This is a genomic window from Microbulbifer jejuensis (assembly GCF_047289955.1).
Taxonomy (GTDB): Bacteria; Pseudomonadota; Gammaproteobacteria; order Pseudomonadales; family Cellvibrionaceae; genus Microbulbifer.
The window spans coordinates 53,606-77,402 of sequence record NZ_JBLBUB010000022.1 but is presented as its reverse complement, the minus strand read 5'-3'; the positions used below and the strand labels follow the sequence as shown (position 1 = coordinate 77,402).

General features: G+C 51.3%; 33 protein-coding genes. 27 read left to right on the top strand and 6 right to left on the bottom strand.

Annotation, left to right across the window (positions count from 1 at the left end):
- Positions 1-30: 30 nt before the first annotated feature.
- From ACL7TT_RS14750 to ACL7TT_RS14730, 5 genes are all read right to left on the bottom strand, one after another.
- Positions 31-255 carry a hypothetical protein gene (locus ACL7TT_RS14750; protein ID WP_413396513.1) on the bottom strand — a complete coding sequence of 75 codons (225 nt, stop codon included), beginning with the start codon at positions 253-255 and terminating at the stop codon, positions 31-33.
- Positions 256-350: 95 nt separating this feature from the next.
- The gene (locus ACL7TT_RS14745) at positions 351-656 is read right to left on the bottom strand and encodes a DUF6378 domain-containing protein (protein WP_413396511.1); all 306 of its coding nucleotides are present in this window, start codon (positions 654-656) and stop codon (positions 351-353) included.
- Positions 653-1,012, bottom strand: coding sequence for a hypothetical protein (locus ACL7TT_RS14740; RefSeq protein WP_413396510.1), 360 nt, complete (start codon positions 1,010-1,012; stop codon positions 653-655). The genes ACL7TT_RS14745 and ACL7TT_RS14740 overlap by 4 nt, the downstream gene beginning before the upstream one ends.
- A complete protein-coding gene (locus tag ACL7TT_RS14735) occupies positions 1,009-1,359 on the bottom strand; it encodes a response regulator transcription factor (protein WP_413396508.1) in 351 nt (116 codons plus the stop codon). The genes ACL7TT_RS14740 and ACL7TT_RS14735 overlap by 4 nt, the downstream gene beginning before the upstream one ends.
- 255 nt (positions 1,360-1,614) lie before the next feature.
- Positions 1,615-2,307, bottom strand: a complete 693-nt coding sequence (locus tag ACL7TT_RS14730) for a LexA family protein (RefSeq protein ID WP_413396506.1) — start codon at positions 2,305-2,307, stop codon at positions 1,615-1,617.
- An 82-nt stretch (positions 2,308-2,389) separates the two neighbouring features.
- On the opposite strand from ACL7TT_RS14730, the gene ACL7TT_RS14725 reads away from it, so the two are divergent.
- Complete coding sequence (locus ACL7TT_RS14725; protein WP_413396504.1) at positions 2,390-2,674, top strand: transcriptional regulator; 285 nt, start codon at positions 2,390-2,392, stop codon at positions 2,672-2,674.
- A 44-nt stretch (positions 2,675-2,718) separates the two neighbouring features.
- Here ACL7TT_RS14725 and ACL7TT_RS14720 read toward each other — a convergent pair whose 3' ends face one another.
- Positions 2,719-2,895 carry a hypothetical protein gene (locus tag ACL7TT_RS14720; protein ID WP_413396503.1) on the bottom strand — a complete coding sequence of 59 codons (177 nt, stop codon included), beginning with the start codon at positions 2,893-2,895 and terminating at the stop codon, positions 2,719-2,721.
- A 70-nt stretch (positions 2,896-2,965) separates the two neighbouring features.
- Between ACL7TT_RS14720 and ACL7TT_RS14715 the strand changes: the two genes are divergently transcribed.
- The 26 genes from ACL7TT_RS14715 to ACL7TT_RS14590 all read left to right on the top strand — a co-directional run bounded on the left by ACL7TT_RS14715 (position 2,966) and on the right by ACL7TT_RS14590 (position 23,797).
- Positions 2,966-4,036, top strand: a complete 1,071-nt coding sequence (locus tag ACL7TT_RS14715) for a hypothetical protein (protein ID WP_413396501.1) — start codon at positions 2,966-2,968, stop codon at positions 4,034-4,036.
- Complete coding sequence (locus ACL7TT_RS14710; protein ID WP_413396499.1) at positions 3,987-4,367, top strand: hypothetical protein; 381 nt, start codon at positions 3,987-3,989, stop codon at positions 4,365-4,367. The genes ACL7TT_RS14715 and ACL7TT_RS14710 overlap by 50 nt, the downstream gene beginning before the upstream one ends.
- Before the next feature lie 5 nt (positions 4,368-4,372).
- On the top strand, positions 4,373-4,771 hold the full coding sequence (locus tag ACL7TT_RS14705) for a hypothetical protein (protein ID WP_306043057.1): 399 nt from the start codon (positions 4,373-4,375) through the stop codon (positions 4,769-4,771).
- A gap of 61 nt (positions 4,772-4,832) precedes the next feature.
- Positions 4,833-5,222, top strand: a complete 390-nt coding sequence (locus tag ACL7TT_RS14700; RefSeq protein ID WP_413396497.1) for a hypothetical protein — start codon at positions 4,833-4,835, stop codon at positions 5,220-5,222.
- Positions 5,223-5,574: 352 nt separating this feature from the next.
- Positions 5,575-5,907, top strand: a complete 333-nt coding sequence (locus tag ACL7TT_RS14695) for a hypothetical protein (RefSeq protein WP_413396495.1) — start codon at positions 5,575-5,577, stop codon at positions 5,905-5,907.
- Positions 5,908-6,444: 537 nt separating this feature from the next.
- Positions 6,445-6,822, top strand: coding sequence for a D-Ala-D-Ala carboxypeptidase family metallohydrolase (locus tag ACL7TT_RS14690; protein ID WP_413396493.1), 378 nt, complete (start codon positions 6,445-6,447; stop codon positions 6,820-6,822).
- 162 nt (positions 6,823-6,984) lie between these two features.
- Positions 6,985-7,719: a hypothetical protein gene (locus tag ACL7TT_RS14685; RefSeq protein ID WP_413396491.1), complete on the top strand. Its 735-nt coding sequence runs from the start codon at positions 6,985-6,987 to the stop codon at positions 7,717-7,719.
- A gap of 382 nt (positions 7,720-8,101) precedes the next feature.
- On the top strand, positions 8,102-8,251 hold the full coding sequence (locus tag ACL7TT_RS14680) for a hypothetical protein (RefSeq protein ID WP_306040225.1): 150 nt from the start codon (positions 8,102-8,104) through the stop codon (positions 8,249-8,251).
- A gap of 105 nt (positions 8,252-8,356) precedes the next feature.
- Positions 8,357-8,686 (top strand): hypothetical protein, encoded by a 330-nt coding sequence (locus tag ACL7TT_RS14675; protein ID WP_413396489.1) that lies wholly within the window; start codon positions 8,357-8,359, stop codon positions 8,684-8,686.
- A gap of 140 nt (positions 8,687-8,826) precedes the next feature.
- Positions 8,827-9,357, top strand: coding sequence for a hypothetical protein (locus ACL7TT_RS14670; protein ID WP_413396487.1), 531 nt, complete (start codon positions 8,827-8,829; stop codon positions 9,355-9,357).
- Positions 9,358-9,664: 307 nt separating this feature from the next.
- Positions 9,665-10,897, top strand: coding sequence for an ABC-three component system protein (locus ACL7TT_RS14665; protein WP_413396485.1), 1,233 nt, complete (start codon positions 9,665-9,667; stop codon positions 10,895-10,897).
- Positions 10,890-11,399 carry an ABC-three component system middle component 4 gene (locus ACL7TT_RS14660; RefSeq protein WP_413396483.1) on the top strand — a complete coding sequence of 170 codons (510 nt, stop codon included), beginning with the start codon at positions 10,890-10,892 and terminating at the stop codon, positions 11,397-11,399. The genes ACL7TT_RS14665 and ACL7TT_RS14660 overlap by 8 nt, the downstream gene beginning before the upstream one ends.
- Positions 11,399-13,387, top strand: coding sequence for a hypothetical protein (locus tag ACL7TT_RS14655; RefSeq protein ID WP_413396481.1), 1,989 nt, complete (start codon positions 11,399-11,401; stop codon positions 13,385-13,387). Before ACL7TT_RS14660 ends, ACL7TT_RS14655 begins: the two co-directional genes overlap by 1 nt.
- A 540-nt stretch (positions 13,388-13,927) precedes the next feature.
- Positions 13,928-14,143 carry a hypothetical protein gene (locus ACL7TT_RS14650; protein WP_413396479.1) on the top strand — a complete coding sequence of 72 codons (216 nt, stop codon included), beginning with the start codon at positions 13,928-13,930 and terminating at the stop codon, positions 14,141-14,143.
- 11 nt (positions 14,144-14,154) lie between these two features.
- Complete coding sequence (locus ACL7TT_RS14645) at positions 14,155-14,595, top strand: hypothetical protein (RefSeq protein ID WP_413396477.1); 441 nt, start codon at positions 14,155-14,157, stop codon at positions 14,593-14,595.
- The gene (locus tag ACL7TT_RS14640; RefSeq protein ID WP_413396475.1) at positions 14,585-15,178 is read left to right on the top strand and encodes a phage tail protein; all 594 of its coding nucleotides are present in this window, start codon (positions 14,585-14,587) and stop codon (positions 15,176-15,178) included. Before ACL7TT_RS14645 ends, ACL7TT_RS14640 begins: the two co-directional genes overlap by 11 nt.
- A gap of 133 nt (positions 15,179-15,311) precedes the next feature.
- Positions 15,312-15,914: a terminase small subunit gene (locus tag ACL7TT_RS14635; RefSeq protein ID WP_413396473.1), complete on the top strand. Its 603-nt coding sequence runs from the start codon at positions 15,312-15,314 to the stop codon at positions 15,912-15,914.
- Positions 15,880-17,835 carry a phage terminase large subunit family protein gene (locus ACL7TT_RS14630; RefSeq protein ID WP_413396471.1) on the top strand — a complete coding sequence of 652 codons (1,956 nt, stop codon included), beginning with the start codon at positions 15,880-15,882 and terminating at the stop codon, positions 17,833-17,835. The genes ACL7TT_RS14635 and ACL7TT_RS14630 overlap by 35 nt, the downstream gene beginning before the upstream one ends.
- Entirely contained in the window at positions 17,823-18,350 is a 528-nt protein-coding gene (locus tag ACL7TT_RS14625) for a hypothetical protein (RefSeq protein WP_413396469.1), read from the top strand. The genes ACL7TT_RS14630 and ACL7TT_RS14625 overlap by 13 nt, the downstream gene beginning before the upstream one ends.
- A 6-nt stretch (positions 18,351-18,356) precedes the next feature.
- Positions 18,357-19,928: a phage portal protein gene (locus ACL7TT_RS14620; protein WP_413396467.1), complete on the top strand. Its 1,572-nt coding sequence runs from the start codon at positions 18,357-18,359 to the stop codon at positions 19,926-19,928.
- The gene (locus ACL7TT_RS14615) at positions 19,918-21,747 is read left to right on the top strand and encodes a phage major capsid protein (protein ID WP_413396465.1); all 1,830 of its coding nucleotides are present in this window, start codon (positions 19,918-19,920) and stop codon (positions 21,745-21,747) included. The genes ACL7TT_RS14620 and ACL7TT_RS14615 overlap by 11 nt, the downstream gene beginning before the upstream one ends.
- Positions 21,748-21,838: 91 nt before the next feature.
- Positions 21,839-22,033: a hypothetical protein gene (locus ACL7TT_RS14610; protein ID WP_413396463.1), complete on the top strand. Its 195-nt coding sequence runs from the start codon at positions 21,839-21,841 to the stop codon at positions 22,031-22,033.
- Positions 22,034-22,036: 3 nt separating this feature from the next.
- The gene (locus ACL7TT_RS14605; RefSeq protein ID WP_413396462.1) at positions 22,037-22,315 is read left to right on the top strand and encodes a hypothetical protein; all 279 of its coding nucleotides are present in this window, start codon (positions 22,037-22,039) and stop codon (positions 22,313-22,315) included.
- The gene (locus ACL7TT_RS14600) at positions 22,316-22,747 is read left to right on the top strand and encodes a hypothetical protein (protein WP_413396460.1); all 432 of its coding nucleotides are present in this window, start codon (positions 22,316-22,318) and stop codon (positions 22,745-22,747) included. It begins immediately after the preceding gene.
- A 2-nt stretch (positions 22,748-22,749) separates the two neighbouring features.
- Positions 22,750-22,887: a hypothetical protein gene (locus ACL7TT_RS14595; protein ID WP_413396458.1), complete on the top strand. Its 138-nt coding sequence runs from the start codon at positions 22,750-22,752 to the stop codon at positions 22,885-22,887.
- Positions 22,871-23,797 (top strand): hypothetical protein, encoded by a 927-nt coding sequence (locus ACL7TT_RS14590; protein WP_413396456.1) that lies wholly within the window; start codon positions 22,871-22,873, stop codon positions 23,795-23,797. Before ACL7TT_RS14595 ends, ACL7TT_RS14590 begins: the two co-directional genes overlap by 17 nt.

Sequence of the window (23,797 nt, the reverse complement as noted above, 5' to 3'; positions counted from 1 at the left end):
GCGGGCTGAGGGAGTTATTTAGGGGTGTGATTATTCGTTTTTCCTTTCCTTTAACTTGCCGTCAACGATGGTATAAACGGTTACTTCTTCGGTTTCTTTGTCGAAGATTTGTACCCAGTTAGCAAAGGAATTTTCTTTGGGAATTTGCTCAACTTTTTCTTTTGCCTTCTCTAGGGTTTCGAATGACTCCAATAAATCTTTTGCGCCACCTATCATCAGGTTGTAGCTACCGCAAAAAACTGCGTATCGCCTCATTGAATATTGCTCCTTTTAAAAAGGGGCCCAGTACCAAAGGCCCTAAGCTTGGGGGTACAGCTGACTGAATGCGCCAGGGGCGCGGTGGAAATTTTTTAGCTCCTGTTCTTTGCTGCGGCTTCACCGGCCAGGGCAAAGTAGGCAGCACCGTCTTCATAGTCGTCTGGTACAAACACCCCGCAGCTTGCGCGGGACTGTTTGAGCAGCACCATAAACAGCCATCCCTGCTCTTCCGTGAGATCAAACCCGTAGAGGGCATTGAATGCGGTAACGGTTTTGGCCATGGAGCGCTCGCCGTTTTCCGAATCACGTTGTTCTGCACGGTCGCGCATATGCTGAGCGGCTTTTTCCAGAAAGGCGTGGGCGCTGTAGTCCGGTGGTGAAACCGCTTCAGAGTTCATGCGAACTCGCTCTCATTGATTTGCTTTGCAAGGTGATCGAGGGCTGCGAGGTAATCAGTTGCAGCTTCCCGGCTTTTGCTGAGGGCGTTTTGTATGGCTTCTGTGCGGTTTTCCCCGAAACCTTGTGCCAGGCCTGAACCCACGACATTGGGAAAAATGTTGTAGGTGACGTTTAGGACCGCGTGATAATCCAATGCCCCGTCCAAATTGCGGCAGCAGGTCATATCCCCCAGGGCCACATCCCCTGGGAGTGACGGTTCGCCCTGCAGCACAACGGTTTCCATGCCGACCACTGGCCTATCGGGGTTTTTCCCTGAGTCGGTGATTGGGGCTGTTATAAATTTGATGCGCTTCATACGGTGTTCTCCCCCTGGTTACGTATGCGAACAGTTTTAATGGTGGGTTTGCGCTGGAATCGGGTACGGAGTTGTTCCTGGGAATCGGTGCCGGCGCTGACGAGAATGGAGGCGAGCAGGCCGAACTGGATCAGGCCGTGTTTAATGGCTTTAGCGACGGCATCGGTACTGTTACGGGCGTGCAATTTAAAGAAGCATTCGCTGAGGAGGTTGGTGACATTGGCGATAGAGCAGTGCATAGCGGCGGCGGTTTCAGCATTGCTAAGCCCGCGGGCGCGGTGTGTCAGGGCTTCTGCCTGGCGGGGGGCCAGTTTCCTGTACTTAGGGGGTGAGCTGGTGGCGTGCATGGCTACTCTCTGTATGTTGCTATCATAAACAATAGCAAATGCTATCGTATATATGCAATAGCATTTGCTATTTGATGTGGGAAATGGTGCCAGGAAAATAGTTGGCTTAGTTTGCGCTGCCCTTTGCTGTGGCGACGAGATAGCAGGTTGCGAGTAAATACACGAAAGGCAATGGAGGGTATGGCAAAGTGTTCGACTCCCCCATTCTAAATGGCAGGGTATGTATCAATTTAGCTGGAGGGGCTGAATTGGTGGTTACGGAACTTTTAGTCGTTCAGGAATCCATGAACCAATTACTACGCCGCAGACTTCAACTGATAGCTCTGTAATGTCTCTGGACTCATAACCTGGGTTGATTGGGCGAAGATATTTCCGCCCCATATCTTCAGCGTAAGTTTTGAAGGTTGCTTCACCATCTATTCTTGCGACCACTCTACAGCCGTTGGTTACATCCACGTTAGGGTCGACATAAATGATAGTGCCAGGCGGATAAGAGTGATGGCCTGGGTAAGGGCTGGTCATCGAGTCGCCCTGAACACGAACAGCGAAAGTCCTATCTGAATGGGCGCATGGGCAAGGCAACCAATCTTCTGCATCTCCTGGTTCAAATGGGTTTACAGCCTCACAGAATTCACCAGCTTGCACCCAGCTGATCAGTGGTACTCTGCCATAGCTATCTGAAACTGGGACTACATTGGAGAAGTTGTGGACAGCTGGCTCTTGTCTAACGCTAGAGCCCTCTCCAATTGGCTTGTCTAGAGTAAGGGGCTTTAGCTTCAGCTTTCCCTCCATGTTTCGAGCGGCCTTTTCTCCAAAATTTCGATGCTTATTCAGGAGCTGAGAAACATAGGTTGGATCCACCCCATAGCGGCGCCCGAATGCTGCTTTGCTTTTGTACTGGTCAACCAGTTGGCGGAGGTTATCTCGCCTGATATCACTTATTTCCATCCTGTAATTCTTTCAGATATTAGCAAAACGTAAATTGACGTTTGCTATTGTAAAAGTCGATAGCAGATGCTAACGTTTTCATATGAACGCAATTACCAAGGCCATCTCCCTACTGGGAACGCAGAAAAAAATCGCTGACATGCTGAAAATTCCACCAGCGTGTGTATCGCAGTGGTACAGAGGGGCTCGCAAGGTACCTCCTCGCCATTGTCGAAGGATTGAGCAGGCAACCAATGGCGTCGTAACTCGCTATGACTTGCGTCCGGATATTTTTGGTCCGGTGCCAGAGGAGCAAGGGAGTGTCGCAGCCTCCGTTCTCACTGCCAGCCTAGTTACTGATTATAGGGGCAAGGAGAGTACCGGTTAATCAACCACCAGCCATGGGTTTCCATACAGGAAAGAGAAGTCCAATTACTTGTTTTTGTGCGCATTGCTTACTGCGTCGTAAATCACTTCAAAGGCATTGGCAAGTTTTTCGGAGTCGCCTTCGATCATCTCACCAGATGGCCAGTGAGGGGAATTTCCGCCACCGCGTTGAATGGAGGCGATCAGGATATCTGCGGCAATGCGCTCGAATGAATCTTCCATAGGGAAATCTGTGTTGCTGTTGGTGTGAAAGCCCGCAGTGTACCGGGAAACCCGTCACCTGGGGAGTGGTGTGACAGCCGGGAGAGATCGGCAGTTTTTTGATGTAACGGACACTATCAAAACCATTGAAGAGCCGCAGGAGCGGACGGAGGCGAAAGTGGAATTAACGCTCTCCATTAACCAGGCCAAGAGTATCGAGTGGGAGCTGAACCTTCAGCAGGCCACATTGTTCTCTTTCATCCTGAATGCAGCTTATTGGGCAGACAAACAGGGTGGCTACTGGTATCTCAGCAAGGGCAAGATCATCGATGAGTTGCCTATTCTCTCTGACAAGCGCGATACCGTTTACCGGTTGGGTTCACAGCTGATCCGCAAGGGTCTGATTGAACGAAAAGTAATCAATGGCGGTGATCACTACCGGGTGACGGAGAAGGGGCTTCAGTGGAACAAGGCTGAGGTCGGAAAAAAATCCGAGGTACCGCGGAAAAATATCCGAGGGCCGGAGAAAAATCCGAGTAATCTCGGGGAAAAACCCGACTTACCTCGGAAAAATATCCGAGGGTCGGAAAAAAATCCGAGCAACCTCGGAAAAATATCCGAGCTAGGGTCGGAAAAAAATCCGACGTATCAGTATACCAATTTATCAGTTAACCAAGATCAGAATACAAACACTGGTGATCTTTCGAGTGATCCGCCTACTGATCAACCCGATCCCATCGAGCAGGAATTTACTCAACTCTGGGAGATTTACCCGATGCGAGCCGGTGGCAACCCCAGAGCCGGGGCGCTGAAGTCATACCGCACCCTGCGAAAAAAATTCCCGTTTGAACCCATCCGAGCCGGTCTGGTGCGGTATGCCAGGTACTGCGAGGCGACCGGTGACACCGGCACCCGCTATGTGAAACAGGCCAAAACCTTCTTCGGCCCCGACCTGCACTGGCAGGACGAATTCCCGCTTCCCAAGCAAGGAAAACCCCATGGAACCCATCCGCCAGGCTCTGGAAACCGCCTCCAGCAGCAACACCGCCAGATCAACGCCGCAGCCGCTAGAGCCCAGGCACGAAGCGCTGCTGCTGGCCCTGTGGAAACGCATGACCCAGTTGTACGGCCACAAGTGGTCGTCCCAGCATACCCTGTATGACTCCGAAGCGGATGAGATTGCTGGCTGCTACAGCGAGGATTTCATGCTGTGGGCGAAGAAGACTCAAGAACTGAGCGAGATGGCCTGGCGCCGCGGAATGAATTATGTCGAGTACAGAAACCAGGAAGCGGCCCGGCAGGGTGAAATCGACAGCTGGCCACCCAACTACGCGGAGTTTGTCGGCATGTGTATACCGGCTCCTGGAGAACACATATTCCGGGCGTTTGAGCCCAGGAAACTACCCGACCAGAGTGCCCAGGAGCGATCCAAGGTGGTTGGACGCCAGACCCTGGACAGCCTGAAATCCCTGTTTACGGAAGCGGCAGAGTAAATCAAATGCGCACTCTGGAATTCACCTTGCCCCAGGCCACGCCATCCAATAACCAGTTGTTGCGGATGCACTGGAGAAAGCGCAGGGCAGTGAAAAAGCAGCTGGCCATGGAAGTAGCGGCAGCTCTGGTGAGAAGCGGTCAGCGCCGACCCAATGAACCCTTGGCACAGGTGTATATCGAGATTGAGCGCGGATCTGCCGGTGAATTGGACGATGACAACCTGCAGGGTGGCACAAAGCTGCTGATCGATGTGCTGGAAAAGCCCAGCCGGACCAATCCCCACGGCCTGGGCCTGATCGAGAACGACAACAACCAGTGCGTGGTTAAGCGCCGAGTCACCCAGGCGCCGGCCAAGCGCGGACAGGGCTACACCCGGGTACTGATTGCGGAGGTGCTGGAGTGAGCCAAGTTGAGCTGCCTAAGAGATTCCGGCAATTCTTTAGTTGATCGTGATAGGGGGAAAGATGGTCAATGAAATCAGCATTCGCGAGCGCTTGTGGGAGTGGTCCAGGGCCTATCCTGAACGTGCAGGGGACTCGGTGAGCTGGCCCCGTATGGCGGCATTTGGCCGAAGGATGCTATCAGGGCGCAGGGAGAGCCCGGACCCGATAGATTACGAGAGAGCAGCACTCACGGATGCTGCAGTATTGGCCTACCTGAATGTGATAGCCAGGCGCCAGGACAAGGAGAAGGCTGCGCTGGAGAGGAAGGTTTTTTGGTTGCGGTATTACTACCGGTGGGAAATGCAGGATATGTGCAAGAAGGTTGGCCAGGGTAAAACCTGGGTGGTAAATATGTGTCGAATGATTGAGGGAACAGTGGAAGCGTTTCTTTTAGCGCAGAATGCCGCATAACTGACTTTTAATACAGTCTGTATGTATTGACAGTGCGCACGTGTATCTACTATCCTAAGCTAAGCTGTCGCGAAGTATGCGCAGCGGGACCATACCCCCCCCTTTGAAAGCCCCGTCTGGTTATGCCGGCGGGGCTTTTTTATGTCCAAAATTCAATTTTTGTTCCAGAGTCACTGTATCCTAATGTTTGCAGTGTGTGCTAGGTATGGCACTTAACTAGCCAGATCTAAGTCCCGCATCAAAATGGTAATTTTTTATTCATAACCGTAGGCAATTAAAGCGCCATAGTATATAGTGTTGCCCGCTTGCAACTATAAAATTTTGATTCTGTAATTTGAAGAGATAAAAGTAAATGACAAAACTAATAAAAACTATGGCTTTTTCTGTGGCTGCATTATTTCTTTCAAGTAATGTCGCATATGCAGCACACTGTGGCGAAAAGGTTACTAGGCTTATTATTCACAGAGACGGAAATGTATATTTTTCGACAGATAAGACCTGTGTTGAAAATGGGTGGTGTAAATTAGATTTTGAAGATCCCAAGCAGGCAGATAGAGGATACTCAATGCTTCTATCAGCCACCATTGCCGATAAAAAAGTTACGTTTACGTGGCCCGCTATTTCAAACTGTGATGAAATAAATGCACAGCATGCATCTCCTGAGTACTTCGACATTCGTCCATAAGTGGTATGTAAATTACGATGAAGGTTGGATCAATGTAGATTCTAAATCTGAGTTTTGTTCTGATTAGTCCTAGCCCGCCCAGTGCGGGATTTTTCGTTTCTGGTAATCCAGTGAAATCAACATTCGGGTACTATATTCAGCTAAGCTGTCGCGAAGTATGCGCAGCGGGACCATACCCCTTTTGAAAGCCCCGCCTGATTAATCCGGCGGGGCTTTTTTATGCTAAGAGATTTCAATTTTAAAAGCGACTGCTTCACAAAAAAGTCGCTTCGAGAAATGCTTCCCGAATTAAACGCTCCGTTGCTTATTAAAAGCCATGAAGTGTTTTAGCTTATGTTTATCTTCCAATAGGAAAGGGATCCACTCGAGCATCGGGACCAGCTTGGATATCAGTTTCTGTTTGCATAATCATTTTCTCTTTTTGTTTATCGAGTGAAAAGTATCCGCTAATCAAAAAATTTTGTCAAATGTTGGGAGTTTCAACTTATCTTCATTCCTAATCCTCCCAGTGCGGGCTTTTTCGTATCTGGTAATCCCATGATCGATAACGCCTACTTCACGGAAGCTGAGCTGTCCTGCCGTTGTTGCGGGAAACTCCACTTCTCGGATGACACGTTGCGCCGATTGATAAGAGCCAGGGTGCGCTTCAACAAGCCGATGGTGATCACCTCCGGTTATCGCTGTCGGGACCACTGCGCCAGTATCGGCTCAACCATGACACACACTACCGGTCAGGCTGTGGATGTATCAGTTTCTGGTGGGCGTGCCTATGAGCTGCTGGGGATCGCGCTGGAGGAAGGGTTCACTGGCATTGGCGTAAAGCAGAAGGGAGCACACAAGGGGCGATTTCTGCATTTGGATGATCTTGGGCTTATACCGGGTGAGCGTACCCGGCCTACTGTCTGGAGCTACTAGCCGCCTTTCTGATCTGAATTGTACAAAATTTATTCAATCGCGTGATTTGAATAGTAACTTTGGAGAACTGGTGGAGAATTGCTTACAGGGTTGAAATCCGGATAATAGTGGCCACAATATAAACTTTAAGACTAAAACCAAAAGTTTGGGGTATTAATCTGAATGAACAGAATAATTTTAATGGTATTAATGGCTATAAGTATCGCAGTGACACAAGGCTGCGCTACATACACAACGCCTGCTTCTGGTGTAAATATCTCATCCTTAACAGATGTCGATATTGCAGAACTAATGAAAATTGAGCCCGCTAGTGGATTCCCGGCACGTATTGCTGTGGCTAGAGTTCAGGCGTCTGGCTATATCTCTAGAACAAATAGTGGCTATGGCTCAGGTCGCTACAGTGTCGTTACAACCCGAGACATAGAAGATGAATCTGACTTTGTGAAATTATCCAGCCTAGCAATGGTTGGAGGTGTCGCACCACTAAGTAGGCTACTTCTTCCTCCAGAATTAGATTCTATTAAAGACCTCAGGCTGTCCGCTGCTCGACTCAAGACAGACCTTATCCTTATTTACTCCATTGACACTGCGTTTCATGTGGAGGGAACACCACTTGGGCCTTTATCAGCAATAACTCTAGGATTTCTTCCTAATAAAAAAGCGTTTGTATCTTCAACCACCTCGGGTGCTCTAATAGATGTCCGCACGGGTTTTGTTTATGGTGTGGCTGAAGCCACTGAAAGAGAAGAGCAGCGCACAACTATATGGAACTCATCGGACGCAATCGATGAAGCAAGGATGGATGCCGAGAAAGCAAGTTTTAAAAGCTTCGTCGGCGAGTTTGAGAATCTATGGAAAAGTACTTTGGCTCAATATGCAGCCAAAAACGGCAAATAAATTTTTTAATAATTTGGGTTGCCTACATGCCTGATTGTTCGCACTTCATAACAATTACAGGCAGAATGCTGTGGGTCTGTGCGGGATGGCTTAAGCTATGCTTCGGCCGCCCTTGTTGCGGGCGTGGGTACCAGGCATGGCACTTAGCTAGCAAGACGTAAATCCTCGCACCAAGTACCCAACTGCCCAAACCGGCCACTGAGCCGGTTTTTTACTCTGAAGGGGGTGGTCATATTTTGTACGATTGCACCAAATCCATGTAACTAGCTGTTTTTAATGCTGATTGTAGGTAAACGGCGCAAAATTGATTCCGGGGTCAGTAATCAGGATAATAGTGGCCATGGTGATTAGTATTTAAATGTTATAAAGCTATGGAGAAAAAATGGATTTAGTCACACAATTCAAAACATGGTGGGCAAGTATCGCTGAGAAAGAAAAGTCCGGCTTAATAGTTCTGGGAATGTTTTTTTGCGGGGCACTTCTTCTAACAGCAGGAGTTAAAATCGGTTCTGCGATCGGCGTTTTAATGTGATGTTCTATAAGTTGTTATCTCTCTTGTTTAACATCGCCTTATAATCGGGTAAAGGCGGGTTTCTAGCCCGCCCTCCCCACACGACCTTACAAGATCGTTATCGTTGTGCCAGGCGATATTAAGCGTGATGATCATTATAGAAAGGTTAAATGCCAGAGCATGAATAAAAAAAATCTCAATAAAAAGTATGGCCATTTGAAAGCAGGTTTAAGCTACCGTATCGCCAAGTCATTCCGAGACTATGACCATAACGTCTATGATGAGGGAAAAGTACTCAAGTTTTGCGGTTCTAGCTTCTTACCTTACGATGCCGGTTTGTCTTTATTCTGTCTGCTCAACAACCAAGAAACACAGATAAGGCTTCAGGTTCTCCCTGAAGAACAAGAAGAAATCGCTCACAATCTAGATCAATATTTAGTGCCAGTAGGTGAGTAAAAATTTGACAAATTAGGATATGTTGCGCTTGCTGCAACATTTGACACCTAAATAAACAAACCGGCCACTGAGTCGGTTTTTTTACGCCTGGAGAAAGCTACTTCCCCAGGCCACAATCTGGAGTTGCTGGGGGAGGACGTATGGAGGGTCTCACTATTCAGGCTGGAGATACCCAGGGAGACAAAGTGAACCTGCAGCCCACCCGCCTCCCAAAACTACTGAGGCTGGCCAAAGGCCGTGATTGTATACGCTGTGGTAATAACGAGGGCAGTACCGTGGCGGCCCACTACCAGGGCCAGCGCAGCCACAGCTACGGCAAGGGCCGGGGAATCAAGCCCCACGATGCCATGGCTGCACACCTTTGTTATCGCTGCCACGCTGAGGCGGATAGCAGTGGTCTGGGTAGCTGTCCCGAGGCTCACAGCAGACGCTTCCTGTTGCTGATCATTACTACCCAAATAAATTTGTTTATAGAGAGTCGCATCACGGCACGAGACTATGCCCAGGCCTTCCTTCTGAAGCTGTGCCGCAATACGGCGGAACTCATGGAGTGTGGAGAGCTAGAGCTTCACGACATCGCCTGCCGCCTGGCCGAGTGCTGGGACTCAGGTGAGATCGCTATCGCCTCCCAGGGGACCATGGTGAGCAGCTTTGTGGGGGTGGCTCAATGACCCGTAAGACCAGTGAACAAGGCAGTTACCGTGCCCGTCAGCGCTGTGATATGTATATTCGCGCACCGGTCAAGTACAAAGCACGCCAATTTTTTTATAAAAGCTAGAACACACTGGAAAGAAGAAGGTAGATTCGTATGGCGTGATAATCCTCGTTAAATACCGAGGGTTACGTTCGGTGGTAGTTTTTGGGATACTGGCCATGGTGATCAGTATTCAAATGTTACATTTTACAGCAGGTTTAGGCAAATTTATCAAAGTGAGTAATGTGAAAATATGTTAGTGATTCATATAAAGGCAAAGCCAAATGATTGAATTCGTTTCTCAGCAAAATAAGAAGAACCTGATCCTATTTGTTCATGGATTTTGTGGCGGAGAGGCGACTTGGCGGAATGGAGAGGCACGCTCCTTCCCTGAATTATTTACCGATGATCTACAAATATCAGAGAATTATGATATAGCCTACTTTTTGTACTTCACCAAGTTGCTAAATCTTTTCGCTAAGGCCGGTAAAGTTTCAGTTTTGGTTAAGCGTATGTTTAGAACATCACATGGAAAACTGTCCAACAATATAAGCATTGAGGAAATCGGAAACTTACTTAGAACTGAAATTCGATTCAAACTACAAACTTACGACAATATTATCGTTGTTGCTCATAGCATGGGCGGATTGGTGACCAAAAGTGCCATTACAAAAAATATTGAAGAAAAGACACCGTCAAAGATCAAGCTCTTTATATCTTTGGCTGTACCCCACCAAGGAGCAGAGGCAGCAACTTTTGGAAATTTGATAAGTGACAACCTTCAGATCGAAGGGCTTTCACCACTCAACGATTTTATTCACAAGATAAATGATAAGTGGCTAAAAACCAGCTTAAGGCCAGCCACAAAGTATTTCTATGGTGTGCACGATTCGGTTGTCAAGAAAACAAGCGCCGTGCCGATAGATAATGAAAAATCGGATGCAATACCAGTAGATGAAGATCACACCAGCATTACAAAACCCGAGAATTCCGAAAGTACGATCGTTATAGCGGTCAAACAAATAATATTAGATTGTGAAAAGAATGATCCAGGCATATCTACACTCGAACTCAAACAACTTGAAGATGAAGCGGACTTTGACGATGAGCTGTTTGTCTTAAAATTAATCTCTGCCGATATACACAACACTACAATAAGAGATGCCAAGGAAGCCTTTTTAAATGCTGAGTATATAAGGAAAATTTTTAGTAGCACTTCGGATCAAAGGCGACTAGCTGAACTATACCAAAAAATACGCAAGATTTATCAGCTTAGCTACACGAAATATATTCATGATGGCATCCCAAATTCTGGATTATTGCTGGCGGATGTACATGAAACAATCATCAGAGAAGATAAAAATTTTTTAGACACATTTATTCTGTTTATAAACGCGATCCACAAACAAGGAATGCTCCACCAACTCGCCAACTCAAAAGATGAAAATATTTGGTGGGTAAAAGGCGGGTCTATAGACTCACTCAGAGACCTCTTAACGGAGAGCAAAGGTGAATAAACTTCCATATATTCAACCAGAGCGAGAGCTGAACTATAACTTAGGCATACTTCTCTTAATACTCCGAAACCTTGCACAAACTCCCAGAAACAAGAAAGTGCTAACTATTGACAAGATACGATCGTTTTACTTCCTAGTCACTAAGCCAGCCTTCTTGAACAAAGTTCTAATGTTGGCAAATAAGCGCCAAATCGCTATTGATGATGTCGACTATTACACCGTGGAAACACTTTCTGCAAACGTTGATGAGCTCTTTGATCGAGAGCGACTTTTGATCATGATAAAAATACTTTCATCTAAGAAATACTTGTCGTCTGAATACTCTAGATCAGAAGGATTTTTGTTTGACCTGACAGGTACTGGAAAAGCTATCGCGAGCAAATTAGAGAATGGGTACTTCCGAAAGATAAAACTGTTTATCGAACAACTTTCATCACTTCAATCGCAGAGCCCTAGCAAACTCAATAGGTATATAAATACAGCATTAAAACAGGGAATATAATGGATCTATCTCAAGGTTTACTTTTAAAAAATTTAATACTGCACGGACATCGAAAAGATTATCAAGTTAGGTTTCATCCCGGAATAAACATAATTTATGGTGATGTAGACACAGGAAAGTCAAGCATACTTAGGCTTGTTTACTATCTTCTTGGTGGAAAGCAAATCAAGATAGACGAGGAAATTTCTTCATCAGTAAAGTATGCGGTGCTTGAAATAACGGTAAATGGCACGCCCTATTGTATCAGCAGAGATATTTTCAATCCCACCAGAGATATTGACGTGTATTCTTGTAAGTACTCTGAAATATCAAACTCCTTTCCCGAAAAATATAAGTCTAGTGTTGCCAAGGGAGATGATCAAAATAAAAGCTTTTCCGAATTTATTCTTGAGGTGCTAGAGCTTCCCGCTGTTCGATTAAAGCAGGCTCCATCAAAAGATTCATCAGAAACGGCTAGGCTTAGTTTTCTAGATTTGTTCAAGTTTATTTACTTGGATCAAGACGATGTTGGCAGCACTCGCATGCTAAATATCGGAAACCATGTACTTGAAACAAAAAACAGGGAAGTCTTCAGATACATATTTAATGTTCTTGACTCTGGAATTTCCGAGATAGCAGTAGATATAGCAAGCAAAACGCAAGAGAAGACACAGCTTTCAAATCAGTATTCTGCTATAAGTCACTTTTTGTCTCAGACTGAATTTAAAGGCGCTGAAGATTTAGATAAAGAAATAAATAACATAGACGGCATTAAAATTGAAATGAAAGCTCGGATTTCAGATTTAAATAATCGAATGACGAGCGACAATGAACTATATGAAGGCCTCAAAGATGCCCTCAACACAATTAATTTAAATATTGAACAGCAAGAAGAAGCAAAGAGCAAGGCTTTGCGAAGCATTGAAAGATTTAGCCGACTCCTCAACGATTACCAAAATGACATTGAGAGAATTGAATCCAGCCTATCAGCCAAAGAGTTTATAGGTGAAGATATTCAGGAGAAAACAAGCTGTCCTGTTTGCGAAACCATTGTCGAAATTGGTGAAATTTCCGACAAATTTGACATTCCAAATAACACACGCTTAAAAAGCGAGCTGACATCGATCAAAAGAAGGTCGAAAGATCTTAAACAGTTGATTTCTGATAATAGATCAGATTTAGATTCCTCCAACTCTCTCCTTACAGAGTTATACCTGGAGAAAAATAAAGCCAGAGAAATAATGGATGAAGAGCTTTCAAATTCTATTTCACCATATCTAGTCGAGCGAGACGCAATGGTCAAAGAATTGGCGCAACTTGATGGACGTCGAGAAAAGGCAGTTCACTCTCTGCGAGTAAGGAACAAGCAAGCCGCACTCTCTGACCAAATAGGTCGCATAGAAGGAGCTATCGAGAAACTAAAAATTACATTGGAGGAGCTCAAAGAGTGCGCCCCGTCAATTGATAATGTTTTGAAGGATCTAGGAGCAGATGTCAATAAATTTATTCAGCAGGTAAAGATTAAAAACCACCACGGTGTAGGAATAGACGAAAAAACATTCTTCCCAAAAGTCAGAAATATTGAATATAGAAATATTAATTCAGGTGGACTTAGAACAATCGTTTCTATCGCATACTTGGCGTCCATCTTGCTGCACAAGTTGCGTAAAGAGACAAATATTCCAGGCTTATTGATGATCGACACTGTAGGAAAATTTCTGGGGAAAACTCCTGAAGATTCAGATGACAGTCAAATTAACAGTGAAAATGATATTGATGGTGTGGCAGATCCAGAGAAATATAGAAACTTATTCAATGCATTGGTAGCGGTTGCTGAAGAGTTCGATGACAAAGGCAAACTCTGTCAGATTATATTGGTAGATAATGACATGCCTCAAGATGTGGCGTATGCCAACAAAGGTTTTGAAATTGCTCACTATAGATCTAACGGTATCAATGGGCTTCCGACAGGTCTAATCGATGATTGGGATTCGACCCATAAGAAATGAAAATGTAACAAGTCAAAGCACACGGACTTAGTAAAGCTGTCACCTTTTTTGTCCCAAAAATGACGCCAGCTTTACTAAGCCGGTGCTTGAGGCGTTAGTGCGTCAAGTTAAACTTGATGCTTCTTATGGGGTGAAAGTTCCTGTCAGGTAAGGCCTAACCAGCCACCTGTATCGAGTGTTGCGCGTAGGGCGTAGCAGAGAGAAAAAAAATTATTTTATTATCTGTGAACAAACTATTAAAGCGTACACAGAGAATTCTATAGGCCGTAGGAATTTTTGTGATCCTGAAGTGCTGGTATCGCTCCGATAAAAAAGTGAGCTCCGATTGACGAGATGTGTAACGCCATTCTCTGGGTGGCCATTCATTATAATTGGACAATCTCAGGCCCGATCTATTGTTAGTTAGGGGATTGCGCAATTTTAGCAATTCTGTGTTTTGGGGGTATAAATTAGTTACCTTGCGATTGTTGTCTCTGTTAGACACCCAACCAACAAACCGGCCACCGAGCCGGTTTTTTTACACCTGGAGAAATTGACTTCATGAGTGGACAGGAAGCCGGAAGTGCGATAGTCACCGTTATGGGAGTGGGTTTGACACAAACTCCCGTCACTCCGCTGCAGGTGCTGGGGGTGATTATTGCCATGCTTGGCCTGGTTTGGAATGTGTACGCAGTCATTACCCGCAACCGGCACAACCGCTTTATACGCGAGCAGCACAAGCAAAATAGAGACACCAAATCCAACAATTCGGCTTAGGAGCTGACATTATGGGTATATGGTCCCGCCTTTGGGGGAGTGAGAAAGCGCTGGAGAAAGGGGCGGATGCCCTGATTAAAACCGGCGATGCCCTGTTTTATACAGCCGAGGAGAAAGCGGCTGACAGTGCCGAGCGCAGTGCTAGAGTGCGTGAGTTCCTGCTGCAGTGGATCAAATCCACCAGCGGGCAGAACATCGCCCGCCGATTGATCGCGCTGTCGTTTACAGGGGTTTACCTGCTGCTGGCCCTGGTGGTGTGTACCTTATCAATATGGGCAGCTCTGACCGATCCAGGGCAGGATGCCACCACATTGGTTGCCGCAGCCTCTGCAGCGGAGGAGGCGCTGGCACGCATCACTTACCCGCAAGGGTTGATTATGATTTTCTATTTTGCACCTACCAAGATCGGCGAAGCCTTGGCCACCTATAAGGGGCGAGCAGGTGCAAATTAAGCACGACCTGGACCAGCTGGATAAAAAGCTGGGTAAGATGGCGCAGGGTATGATTGCAAAGGCCGCGAGCCAGGCGATCAACAAATCCCTGCGCTCGGTCAATACCGCCGCCATCAAGGCCGTGTCCGAAGAGACCACGATCAAGCAGAAAGATATCCGCCAGGACCACGAGCTGCAGCTGGCCAATCGCAACCGCCTGCGTGGGGTGGTGAATGCCAAGAAGGCCCGTGCCAAGAACCTAATTAAGTTTGTGCGCCCCAGCCAGCGCAAGGCCAACCATTTCAATGCCCGCAACAAACGCGGCGGTTACAAGGCGCCGGGGGTGAAAGCCAATGCCTGGGGTAAAACCAAGGTCTACCGCGGCTCATTTATCCAGCGCGTGAGCAATGGCAAGCTCCTGGTGTTGGCGCGCACAGGCAAGACGGGGCCACGGGGTGGCACAACCAAGGGGCTGATTGGCCCCAGCCCGCGGGGCACCTTTAAGAGTCAGCGCCTGCAGCGGGTGATGGAACGCCAGGCCCGCGAGCGATTCCGTCTTGAACTCACCCGCTCCATCAATAACGAGCTGCGCAAGCTCCAGTGATCGTCCTGTACCTCACAACGGCGCGGGTCCTTCCCGGGGGGCGGCCTATACGGGTCCCGCAGCAGCTCGAGATTTGGGTATTTACGAGGATTTTTTTGGGAGGGTTGGTGGTTGGTCATTGAGGATATCGAACATGGTAGAAAAGAAGCAAAAACCTCTTAAAACAAAGGCTAAAACCCACAGGGACAAAGATGCAAAAAAGCCCCCCAATGACCAACCTGACTACTGGCTAAACAAGCGGCAGGTGTGTGATTCACTGGGTATCACGGCAACCGCCTTTGACAAGTGGAAGGTGGCGCCAGTGGCCCGGGTGGGTAACTGCAACTACTACGATCTGCGCAGCCTGGTGGATAACCGGATAGAGGCAGTGCTGCGCCGGCAGCAGCTGGAGCGTCCGGCACCATCGAGCGGTGAAAAGCTTGATCCAGTGCAGGAGCATGCCCGCCTGGCCAAGGAGAAGGCCGATGATCAGGCGTTGAAGAATGCCAAAGGGCGTGCGGAGCAGATTCCGGCTAAGGCGGCCGCGCTGATCTTTGGCCGGGTCGCCGCGGAGATGGCGGCCATACTGGATTCCCTGGAGGCCAATATCAAGCGCCGGGTGCCGTCACTGACAGCGACGGAGCTGGGCTTTATCAAGGCCGAGCGGGTGCGCCTGCAAAACCTCGCGGCCAGTGTAGGCGGCAGGCTGGAAGAATTTATCGATGAACTTATCGGCGCCACAGATTCGGGCGATTAAACGTCATCTGTGCGCCGGCCTGCGCGTTCTGTTCCGGCCCGAACCCCTGTCTATGGCCGAGTGGGCCGACCGACATTTCTATATGTCGCCGGAATCCAGCTATGTGGAAGGTCAGTGGCGAAGCGATCCCTACCAGATTCCCATCCTCAATATGATGGGCAATGATGATATCGAGGAATTTAACTGGGAGAAGGCCGCACGGGTTGGTTATACAAAATCCATTGTGATTGCCCTGGGATATTTCGCAGAGCATAAGCAGCGCAATCAAATGTTGTGGCAGCCAACAGATACCACCGCCCAGGGTTTTATGCAGCAGCATGTGCAGCCGATGATTCGCGATGTGAAGGCGGTGCGCAAGCTGGCGCCCTGGTTTGGCAAAAAGCATTCCGACAACAAGCTGGACTACAAGAAGTTTTCCAACAGCCGCCAGATCTTTGTCCTCGGTGGCACGGCCGCGGCGAATTACCGGGAAAAATCTGTAGATGTCGCCATCTATGATGAGTTGTCCCAGTTCGATGAGGATATCGAAGGCCAGGGCTCTGCCACCCAGCTCGGGGATATGCGCCTGGAGGGTTCCAGTTTTCCCAAGTCGATTCGCGGCAGTACCCCCACCCGGGTGGACGAGTGCCAGCTGACCAAGGCGGCGGAGAAAGCCGACGAGCGGTTCAAGCGCTATCTGCCCTGCCCTCACTGTGGCGAATACCAGACCCTGGAATGGGGCGGCCCGGATGTGGATTGGGGGATTAAATGGGACAGTCGCGCAACGGTTCTGCAAGCCTATTACGTCTGCCGGCATCACGGCTGTGTGATTGAGCAGCGGGCACTGTTGGGTATGGATCAGCGCGGCGAGATGCGCAGCGAATCCGGCATGGTCACCCGTGACGGACTCAGGTTTTACCGCGACGGCCAGCCGGTGGACCCACCCCGCTCGGTTTCCGTGCATATCTGGTCCGCCTATAACACCCGCACCACCTGGGGCAAGATCGCCCACAAGTTCCTGCAGGTGTGCAAGGACCCGATCGAACTCAAGGGTTGGGTCAACACCACCAAGGGAGAGCCCTGGGAAGAAGCAGGTGATAAGTTGGATGCGGATCACCTCTATCTGCGCCGCGAGCACTACCCCGCGCCAGTGCCCCAGTCCGCGGTGGTGCTGGTGGCGGGGGTCGATGTACACCCCGACCGCCTGGAGGGCAGCGTCTGGGCCTTTGGTGGCGATGCCCGCGGCACGGAATCCTGGTTGATTGAGCACCAGATATTTCCCGGCGACGCGAATAAATGGGATGTGTGGAAGCGCCTGAGTGACTGGCGGCACAGCCCGATCGAGCATGAGAGTGGCGTGCTTTTGCGCATTGCGGCCTGCTGTATCGATACCGGCGGGCACAATACGGCGATGGTGTACAAATACTGTAAGCAGCACGCCCTGGAACGGGTGTTTGCCATCAAAGGCTCCAGCCGACCGGGCATACCGCTGGTTGGTCGCCCGAGCAAAAGCAACAAGGGCAACGTCAACCTGTATTTAATCGGTACGGACACCGCGAAGGAATCCATTCTGGGTCGGTTGCAGATTACCGAGCCCGGCCCGGGTTATGTGCATTTTCCGGTTGCTAAAAAAATTGATCGGGAATATTTCGAGCAGCTGACCTCGGAGAAGCGCGTACCGAGAAAGAAAGATGGTCGCATTGTCAAAAAGTTCGAACCGGTTCGCGACCGCAATGAAGCCCTGGACTGCTACGTCTACGCCCTGGCTGCGTTGGAAATTCTCAACCCCGACTACCCTGCCCTGGCCGCCCGTTTGCAACCCGCTGAGGAGACGAAAGCGGAGCCGGTAGCGACTGCCGCCCAAAAATACCAGAGACAACGCCGCGCCCGCAGCAGTGGCCGCGATCGCAAGAAAGGATTTGCAAACTCATGGCGCAACTGATCGAACTACCTGCACAGCTGCACGCCGGCGACACCCTGGCCCGCACTGTGGATGAAGCCGGCTACCCCGCCAGCGAGGGTTGGCGGGTGGAATTCACCATTGCCGACAGCGCAGTGAGCCATACCATCACCAGCACCGCAGTGGGCGATTGCCACCGTCTGGCAATCACCACCGATACGCTCGGGGCCGGCAACTATCGCTGGGGCCTGGTGTTTACCGACGGCAACAGCCGCCTTACCCGGCAGACCGGCCGCCTGCAGCTGTTGCCGAATTTTGCCGACGGTCCCACCGAGCGGCGCAGTCACTGTGAAAAAGTGCTGCAGGCGGTTGAGACCATGTTGGAGATCAAAGCGGGCAAGGATGTGGCCGAGTTGACCGTGGAGGGACAGAGTTTCAAGCGTTACGAGATTCCACACTTGCTCGCTCTGCGGGATCAATACCGTCGCGAACTGAAGCAGCTAATCCGCCAACAAAAAGGCTGGCGACCCAACCCCCGCACCATTTTCAGAATGTAGAAACCTATGGGCATATTTAATTTTTTCCGCCGTGAAAAACCGGCGGCACAGCGCCGTATTGCGCCCAGGTTTCGCACGCCCGGGGCCAGGCCCATGCTGCCGCGCCGACGCAGCTTTGAATCGGCCCGGGTTTCCAATGTGACCGCCAGCTGGGGTACCACCCCGAAAAGTGCGGATCAGATTATTTATCAAAACCTCACCGCTCTGCGTGCGCGTTCCCGGGATCAGCGTTGCAATAGTGATCATGTGCGCCGCTTCGACCAGCTGGTGCGTATCAACGTGGTGGGGGCCAGGGGCATTGTGGTGCAGTCCAAAGTGATGCGCCCCGGAGGGAAAGCGCCCGATAAACCCGCGCGCCAGGCAATTGAGTCGGAATTTAAGCTCTGGGGCAGAGCGGAAAACTGCCACCTGCAGGGGCGCCTGTCCTGGGTGGAAATCCAGCAGCAGATACTGTCCAGTATCGCTATCGACGGCGAGGCCCTGGTGCGTGAACACGCCGCCGGCCGCTATGGCTACCAGCTTGAACTGATCGATGTGGAACTGCTGGATGTGCGCTACTGCGAGGATTTGAGCAGTGGCAACCGCATCCTGTTTGGGATGGAGTACAACCCCCAGGGCAGAGCAGTGGCCTACCACTTCAAGCAGCCCAGTCCATCGCCGCTGACTTATACCCACACCAGTGGTGCCCATTATGAGCGGGTGGACGCCCGGGAGATTCACCACTTGTTTTTAAGTGAGTTTGTCGGGCAAAAGCGCGGCATTCCCTGGACGGCCACCGGGCTGTTTCGCTTGAAAATGCTGGGCGGTTTTGAAGATGCAGCGCTTGTGAATGCCCGTGTTGGCGCCTCCAAAATGGGTTGGATCAAGGACGATAATCCCGATGAGACCTACACCGGCGACGGCCAGGAACCGCTCAAGGGCGAACACACCGACCCGCACACCGGTGACCATATCGAAGAGATGGAGCCCGCCTATATCGGGCACCTCGGCCCTAATCAGGATTTTGTGGGCTTCGATCCCACTTATCCCAGCGGTGACTTCGACCCGTTTGTACAGTCCTGCCTGCACTCGATCTCCATGGGTTTCGGTGTCAGCCACCACGGTCTGTCCGGCAATCTGAGCAAGGTGAATTATTCCAGCGCCAAAGTGGGTGATCTGGTCGATAAAGAAAACTGGATGTACTTGCAGAACTGGCTGATCGACAAGTTGGGACGCCCGGTGTTCGAAACCTGGATGGAGCGCCAGCACCTACTGCAGACCATCAAAATTGGCACCAAGCCCCTGGGTCGCCCCCTGCAGGAATACCTGTTAGCCCGCTACCAACCCAAGCGCTGGAAAGAGGTGGACGAATTAAAAGCGGTCAGTGCACAGCGGGAAGCGGTGGCGCTGGGCAAGTCGAGTATTTCCCGCTTGATCCTGGAGGATGGCGAAGACCCCGACGAAGTATTTGAGCAGCTTGCCGAAGACATGCATCGCCTGCGTGCACTGGGCTTACCGCTGCCCAGTTTCCTCCCCCCGGAAGCCTACAAAGCTCTTAAAGAATCCGAACCCGATGGAGCCCCCAACGATGCCGACTGAACAAAAAGCCCTGCCGGCCGCCTTGCGCCAGCAGGACAGAAACGCGCGCCGCACCTACGGCATAGAAACACGCACCATTGACGAGGAAAGCCGCACCATAGAACTGGCCTTGTCCAGCGAGCACCCGGTGACCCGCTACTGGGGCGTCGAGGTGCTGGACCACGCGCAGGAATCCGTCAACCTGGCCCGCCTGCAAGATGGCGCGCCGGTATTGTTTAACCACCGATCTGATGATTACGTCGGCGTTGTTGAATCCGCCCGCATCGATGCAGACCGCCGCGTGCGGGTGCAGGTGCGTCTGGGAAAAAGTGCCCGGGCCGAGGAGATTTTCAATGACGTTAAAGACGGCATTCTGCGCCACGTTTCCGTGGGTTATGAGATACACGACGGCGTGCTCGATGAAATCCGCGAGGACGGCCCGGATGTGTACCGCATTACCAGCTGGACACCCCACGAAGCCAGTCTGGTTACGATCCCCGCCGATCCCACCGTGGGCGTCGGTCGCAGTGCAGAAACCACCCAACCCGTTATTCAAACGCAATCCGAACCCGGAGAACGCACCATGCCAGATGAAGAAAAAACCCCACCCGCAAAGAAAACCCCCGCGCCGGTGGACGCCGATAGTATCCGCGCCGAAGTGCGCCAGAACGAAGCCAACCGCGCTAAGGTGATCCGTCAGATCGGCGGTAAATTTGATCTGAAGGAGGAAGCCGAGAGCGCTATTCATGATGGCGCCAGTGTCGAGCAATTCCGCCAGGAAGTGCTGGATAAAATGGAAAAACGCAGCCAGGCACAACAGAGTACGCCCGTGTCCGAGTTGGGCCTCAGCGAGGGGGAAACCCAGCGCTACTCCCTGGTGCGTGCGGTGAATGCCGCGATTACCCAGGATTGGAAAACTGCCGGTTTTGAACTGGAGTGTTCGCGCACCATTGCCGAATCCCTCGACCGCGAGGCCCGCGGCTTTTTTGTGCCCTTCGAGGTGCAAAACCGCACCATGGCCACCGGCACGGCAGCCGGCGGTGGCAACCTGGTGGGCACTGATCACCTGGCGGGTGAGTTTATTGAAAACCTCAAAGCCCAGTCGGTGCTCGGCCGTTTGGGCGCACGCTTCCTGACAGGCCTGGTGGGCGATGTGGATATTCCGCGCCTGGATGCCGGTGCCGCCTTCGGCTGGATTGTCGAGGGTGCCGACGGTGATGAATCCGATGCGGTGATCGGATTGGTAACCCTGACCCCGAAAACCATCACCGGCCAGGTACCCATGACCCGGCGACTGCTAAAGCAATCCGCACCCTCAGTGGACGCCATGCTAATGGCGGACATGCAGTTGGGTGCAGCGCTCGGCATCGATGCTGCCGGCCTGGAGGGTGCCACCGATGGCCCTGCGGGTATCACCGCTACGACTGGTGTGCAGACTCAACTGGTGGCCACCGCCGGTGCGCCGACCTGGGCTGAAACGGTGGGGTTCCGCACCAAGGTCAGTTTGCAGAATGCGCTCAAGGGCAACATTGCCTTTGTGGTGCATCCCAATGTGGCTGGCAACCTGATGACCACCAGTAAAGACACCGGCAGCGGTCGCTTCATTATGGAGGACGAACGCGCAGCAGGGTATCAAGTGATTGAGTCTAACCAGGTGGCCACCAACCGCACCCTGTTCGGCAATTTTTCAGACGTGGTTGTGGGTATGTGGGGTGTGCTTGATGTTATGCCTGATGCAGCGGCCAAGGCTGCCAGTGGTGGTTTGGTGTTGCGCGTGTTCCAAGATGCCGACGTCAAGGTGCGGCACGCGCAGAGCTTCTGTATCGACGCCGCAGCGTAACCACAGTACGGATTGCCTGCTCACTGTAAATCCAATCCAAAGCGGCCCCTGTCGGGGCCGTTTTTTTTAATCATTTCTCGGAGTCAAACCAATGAAACTGGTTATTGCAAAACCCTGTGTTGCCGAAGGCAAGCCCCAGCCGCTTGGCGCAAAGCTGACCGTAAAAGAAAAGAGCGATCAGCAAACGCTGTTGGCCAGCGGCTGCGCTGTTAAAGCGGGCAGTGAAGAGGCCGAAGCCATCGCTAAAGCCGTGGCTGCGGCGCAAAAGCAAGGCGCGGGCAAATAACCCGTGGTCGGATTTTTTACCGAACTGATCGACCCGGACCTGCCCGGTTATGTGGAAGCCCGGGCCCCTGCCGGCACCCTGCCGGGTATTTTTACCGATGCCTGGCAGGAAGCCGCGCAGCAGGCGGGCACGGTGCCGGTGCTCATCTGTGATGCCGATACCGCAATCGCCCTGGGCGCCGGTGTCGGTGCGGCGCTGACTATTAAGGGTGCGCTCTATGCCATCCGTGAGCGTCAGCCCCGCAACGGCGGTGGGGTTTCCCTGATTCTGGAGCAGCAATAAATGGCCCATGTCGCCAAGCAATTGTTGGATGCAGTCACAGCGGCTGTGACCGGACTGCCTGCCACTGGCGAGCGAGTGCAGCAATCGCGTACCTATGTCCATCAATCCGGTCCCGCGCTCAATGTGCGCCTCGGTGAGCGCCGCATTTTGGGTATTCGCGGCAATGCCTTTGTGGATGTAGAGCAGGATATTTTTATCGATATTGCCGTGGCTGGCCCCGCCGAGACGATCGACGACCAACTGCTGCAGATCGAGGCGGAAGTCCATCGCGCACTGATGGCCAATCCCGCCCTGGAACTGGCTTGTTTTCTCGATGTGAATCCCGGGGGCCTGAGCGGGCCGGAACTGGAACTGGCCGAAAAACCTAAGGCAGTGGCCACCAGCCACTGGCGTTACCAATTGCGTCATACCCTCGCTGACCCGGAGCATTAACCATGGCAAAAGCCAAATCCAAATCTAAACCGCAAAAAATCCAGTTTACCCCGCGCAAGGGCGGCAGCCGCACGGTGCCGGCCGCTGCAAAAAAACCACCTGTAAAAAAAGAGGCCAACACCGATGGCAAAACTGATTAAGCGCGAGCTGATTCTCGCCAAGGCCGAAACCGCATACGGTGACGATGCCAATCCCACCGGTGCCGACGACGCAGTGCTGGTGGAAAATATCGGCTGGAGTTACGCCGGTGCCCGTATGATCGAACGCAACCCGGTCAAACCGGCGCTGGGGATGCTGCAAGGTATTTTTGCCGGCACCCTGATGGAAGTGACGTTTGATGTGGAACTGAAAGGCAGTGGCACCGCCGGCACTGCACCGGAGTTCGGCCCCCTGCTGCGCGCCTGCGGACTGGCCGAAACCATCAGCGCCGGCACCAGTGTCGAGTATCTGCCTGCCAGCAGCGCGCATGAATCTGCAACTTTGTATTTTCATGAGGACGGCAGCCTGTACAAGCTCACCGGTTGTCGCGGCACCGTCAGTGGCAACCTGGAAACCGGCACCGCCGGCAAGCTGAGTTTTACCTTGACCGGCCATATTAATGGCCCCACGGATGCCTCCCTACCAACCGCCAGTTACGACGCCAGCAAACCGCCGCCGGTGATCAATGCCGGTTTCAGTGTCGGCAGCTATGCCGCAGTGATCAATACCCTTTCTCTGGATCTGGGCAACACCATTGCCACCCCGCCCAGCATGAGCGCCGAAGATGGCTACGGTGAGATTTTAATTACCGACCGCGACGTGACCGGCAGCTTCGATCCCCAGGCCACCACCGTGGCGCAACAGGACTGGGCTGGCGACTGGAGAACAGGCAGCGCCAAAACCATGACCACCGGCGTGATCGGTACCACTGCCGGCAACCGCTACCAGTTGGCTATCAGCGAAGCCTGGTACAAGGAGCTGGCCCCCGGCGACCGCGAAGGCCAGCGCACCTATGAAATCGGCTTTGGTGCTGCCGGCGGTGATGATGCCTTTACTTTGACTTTTACCTGA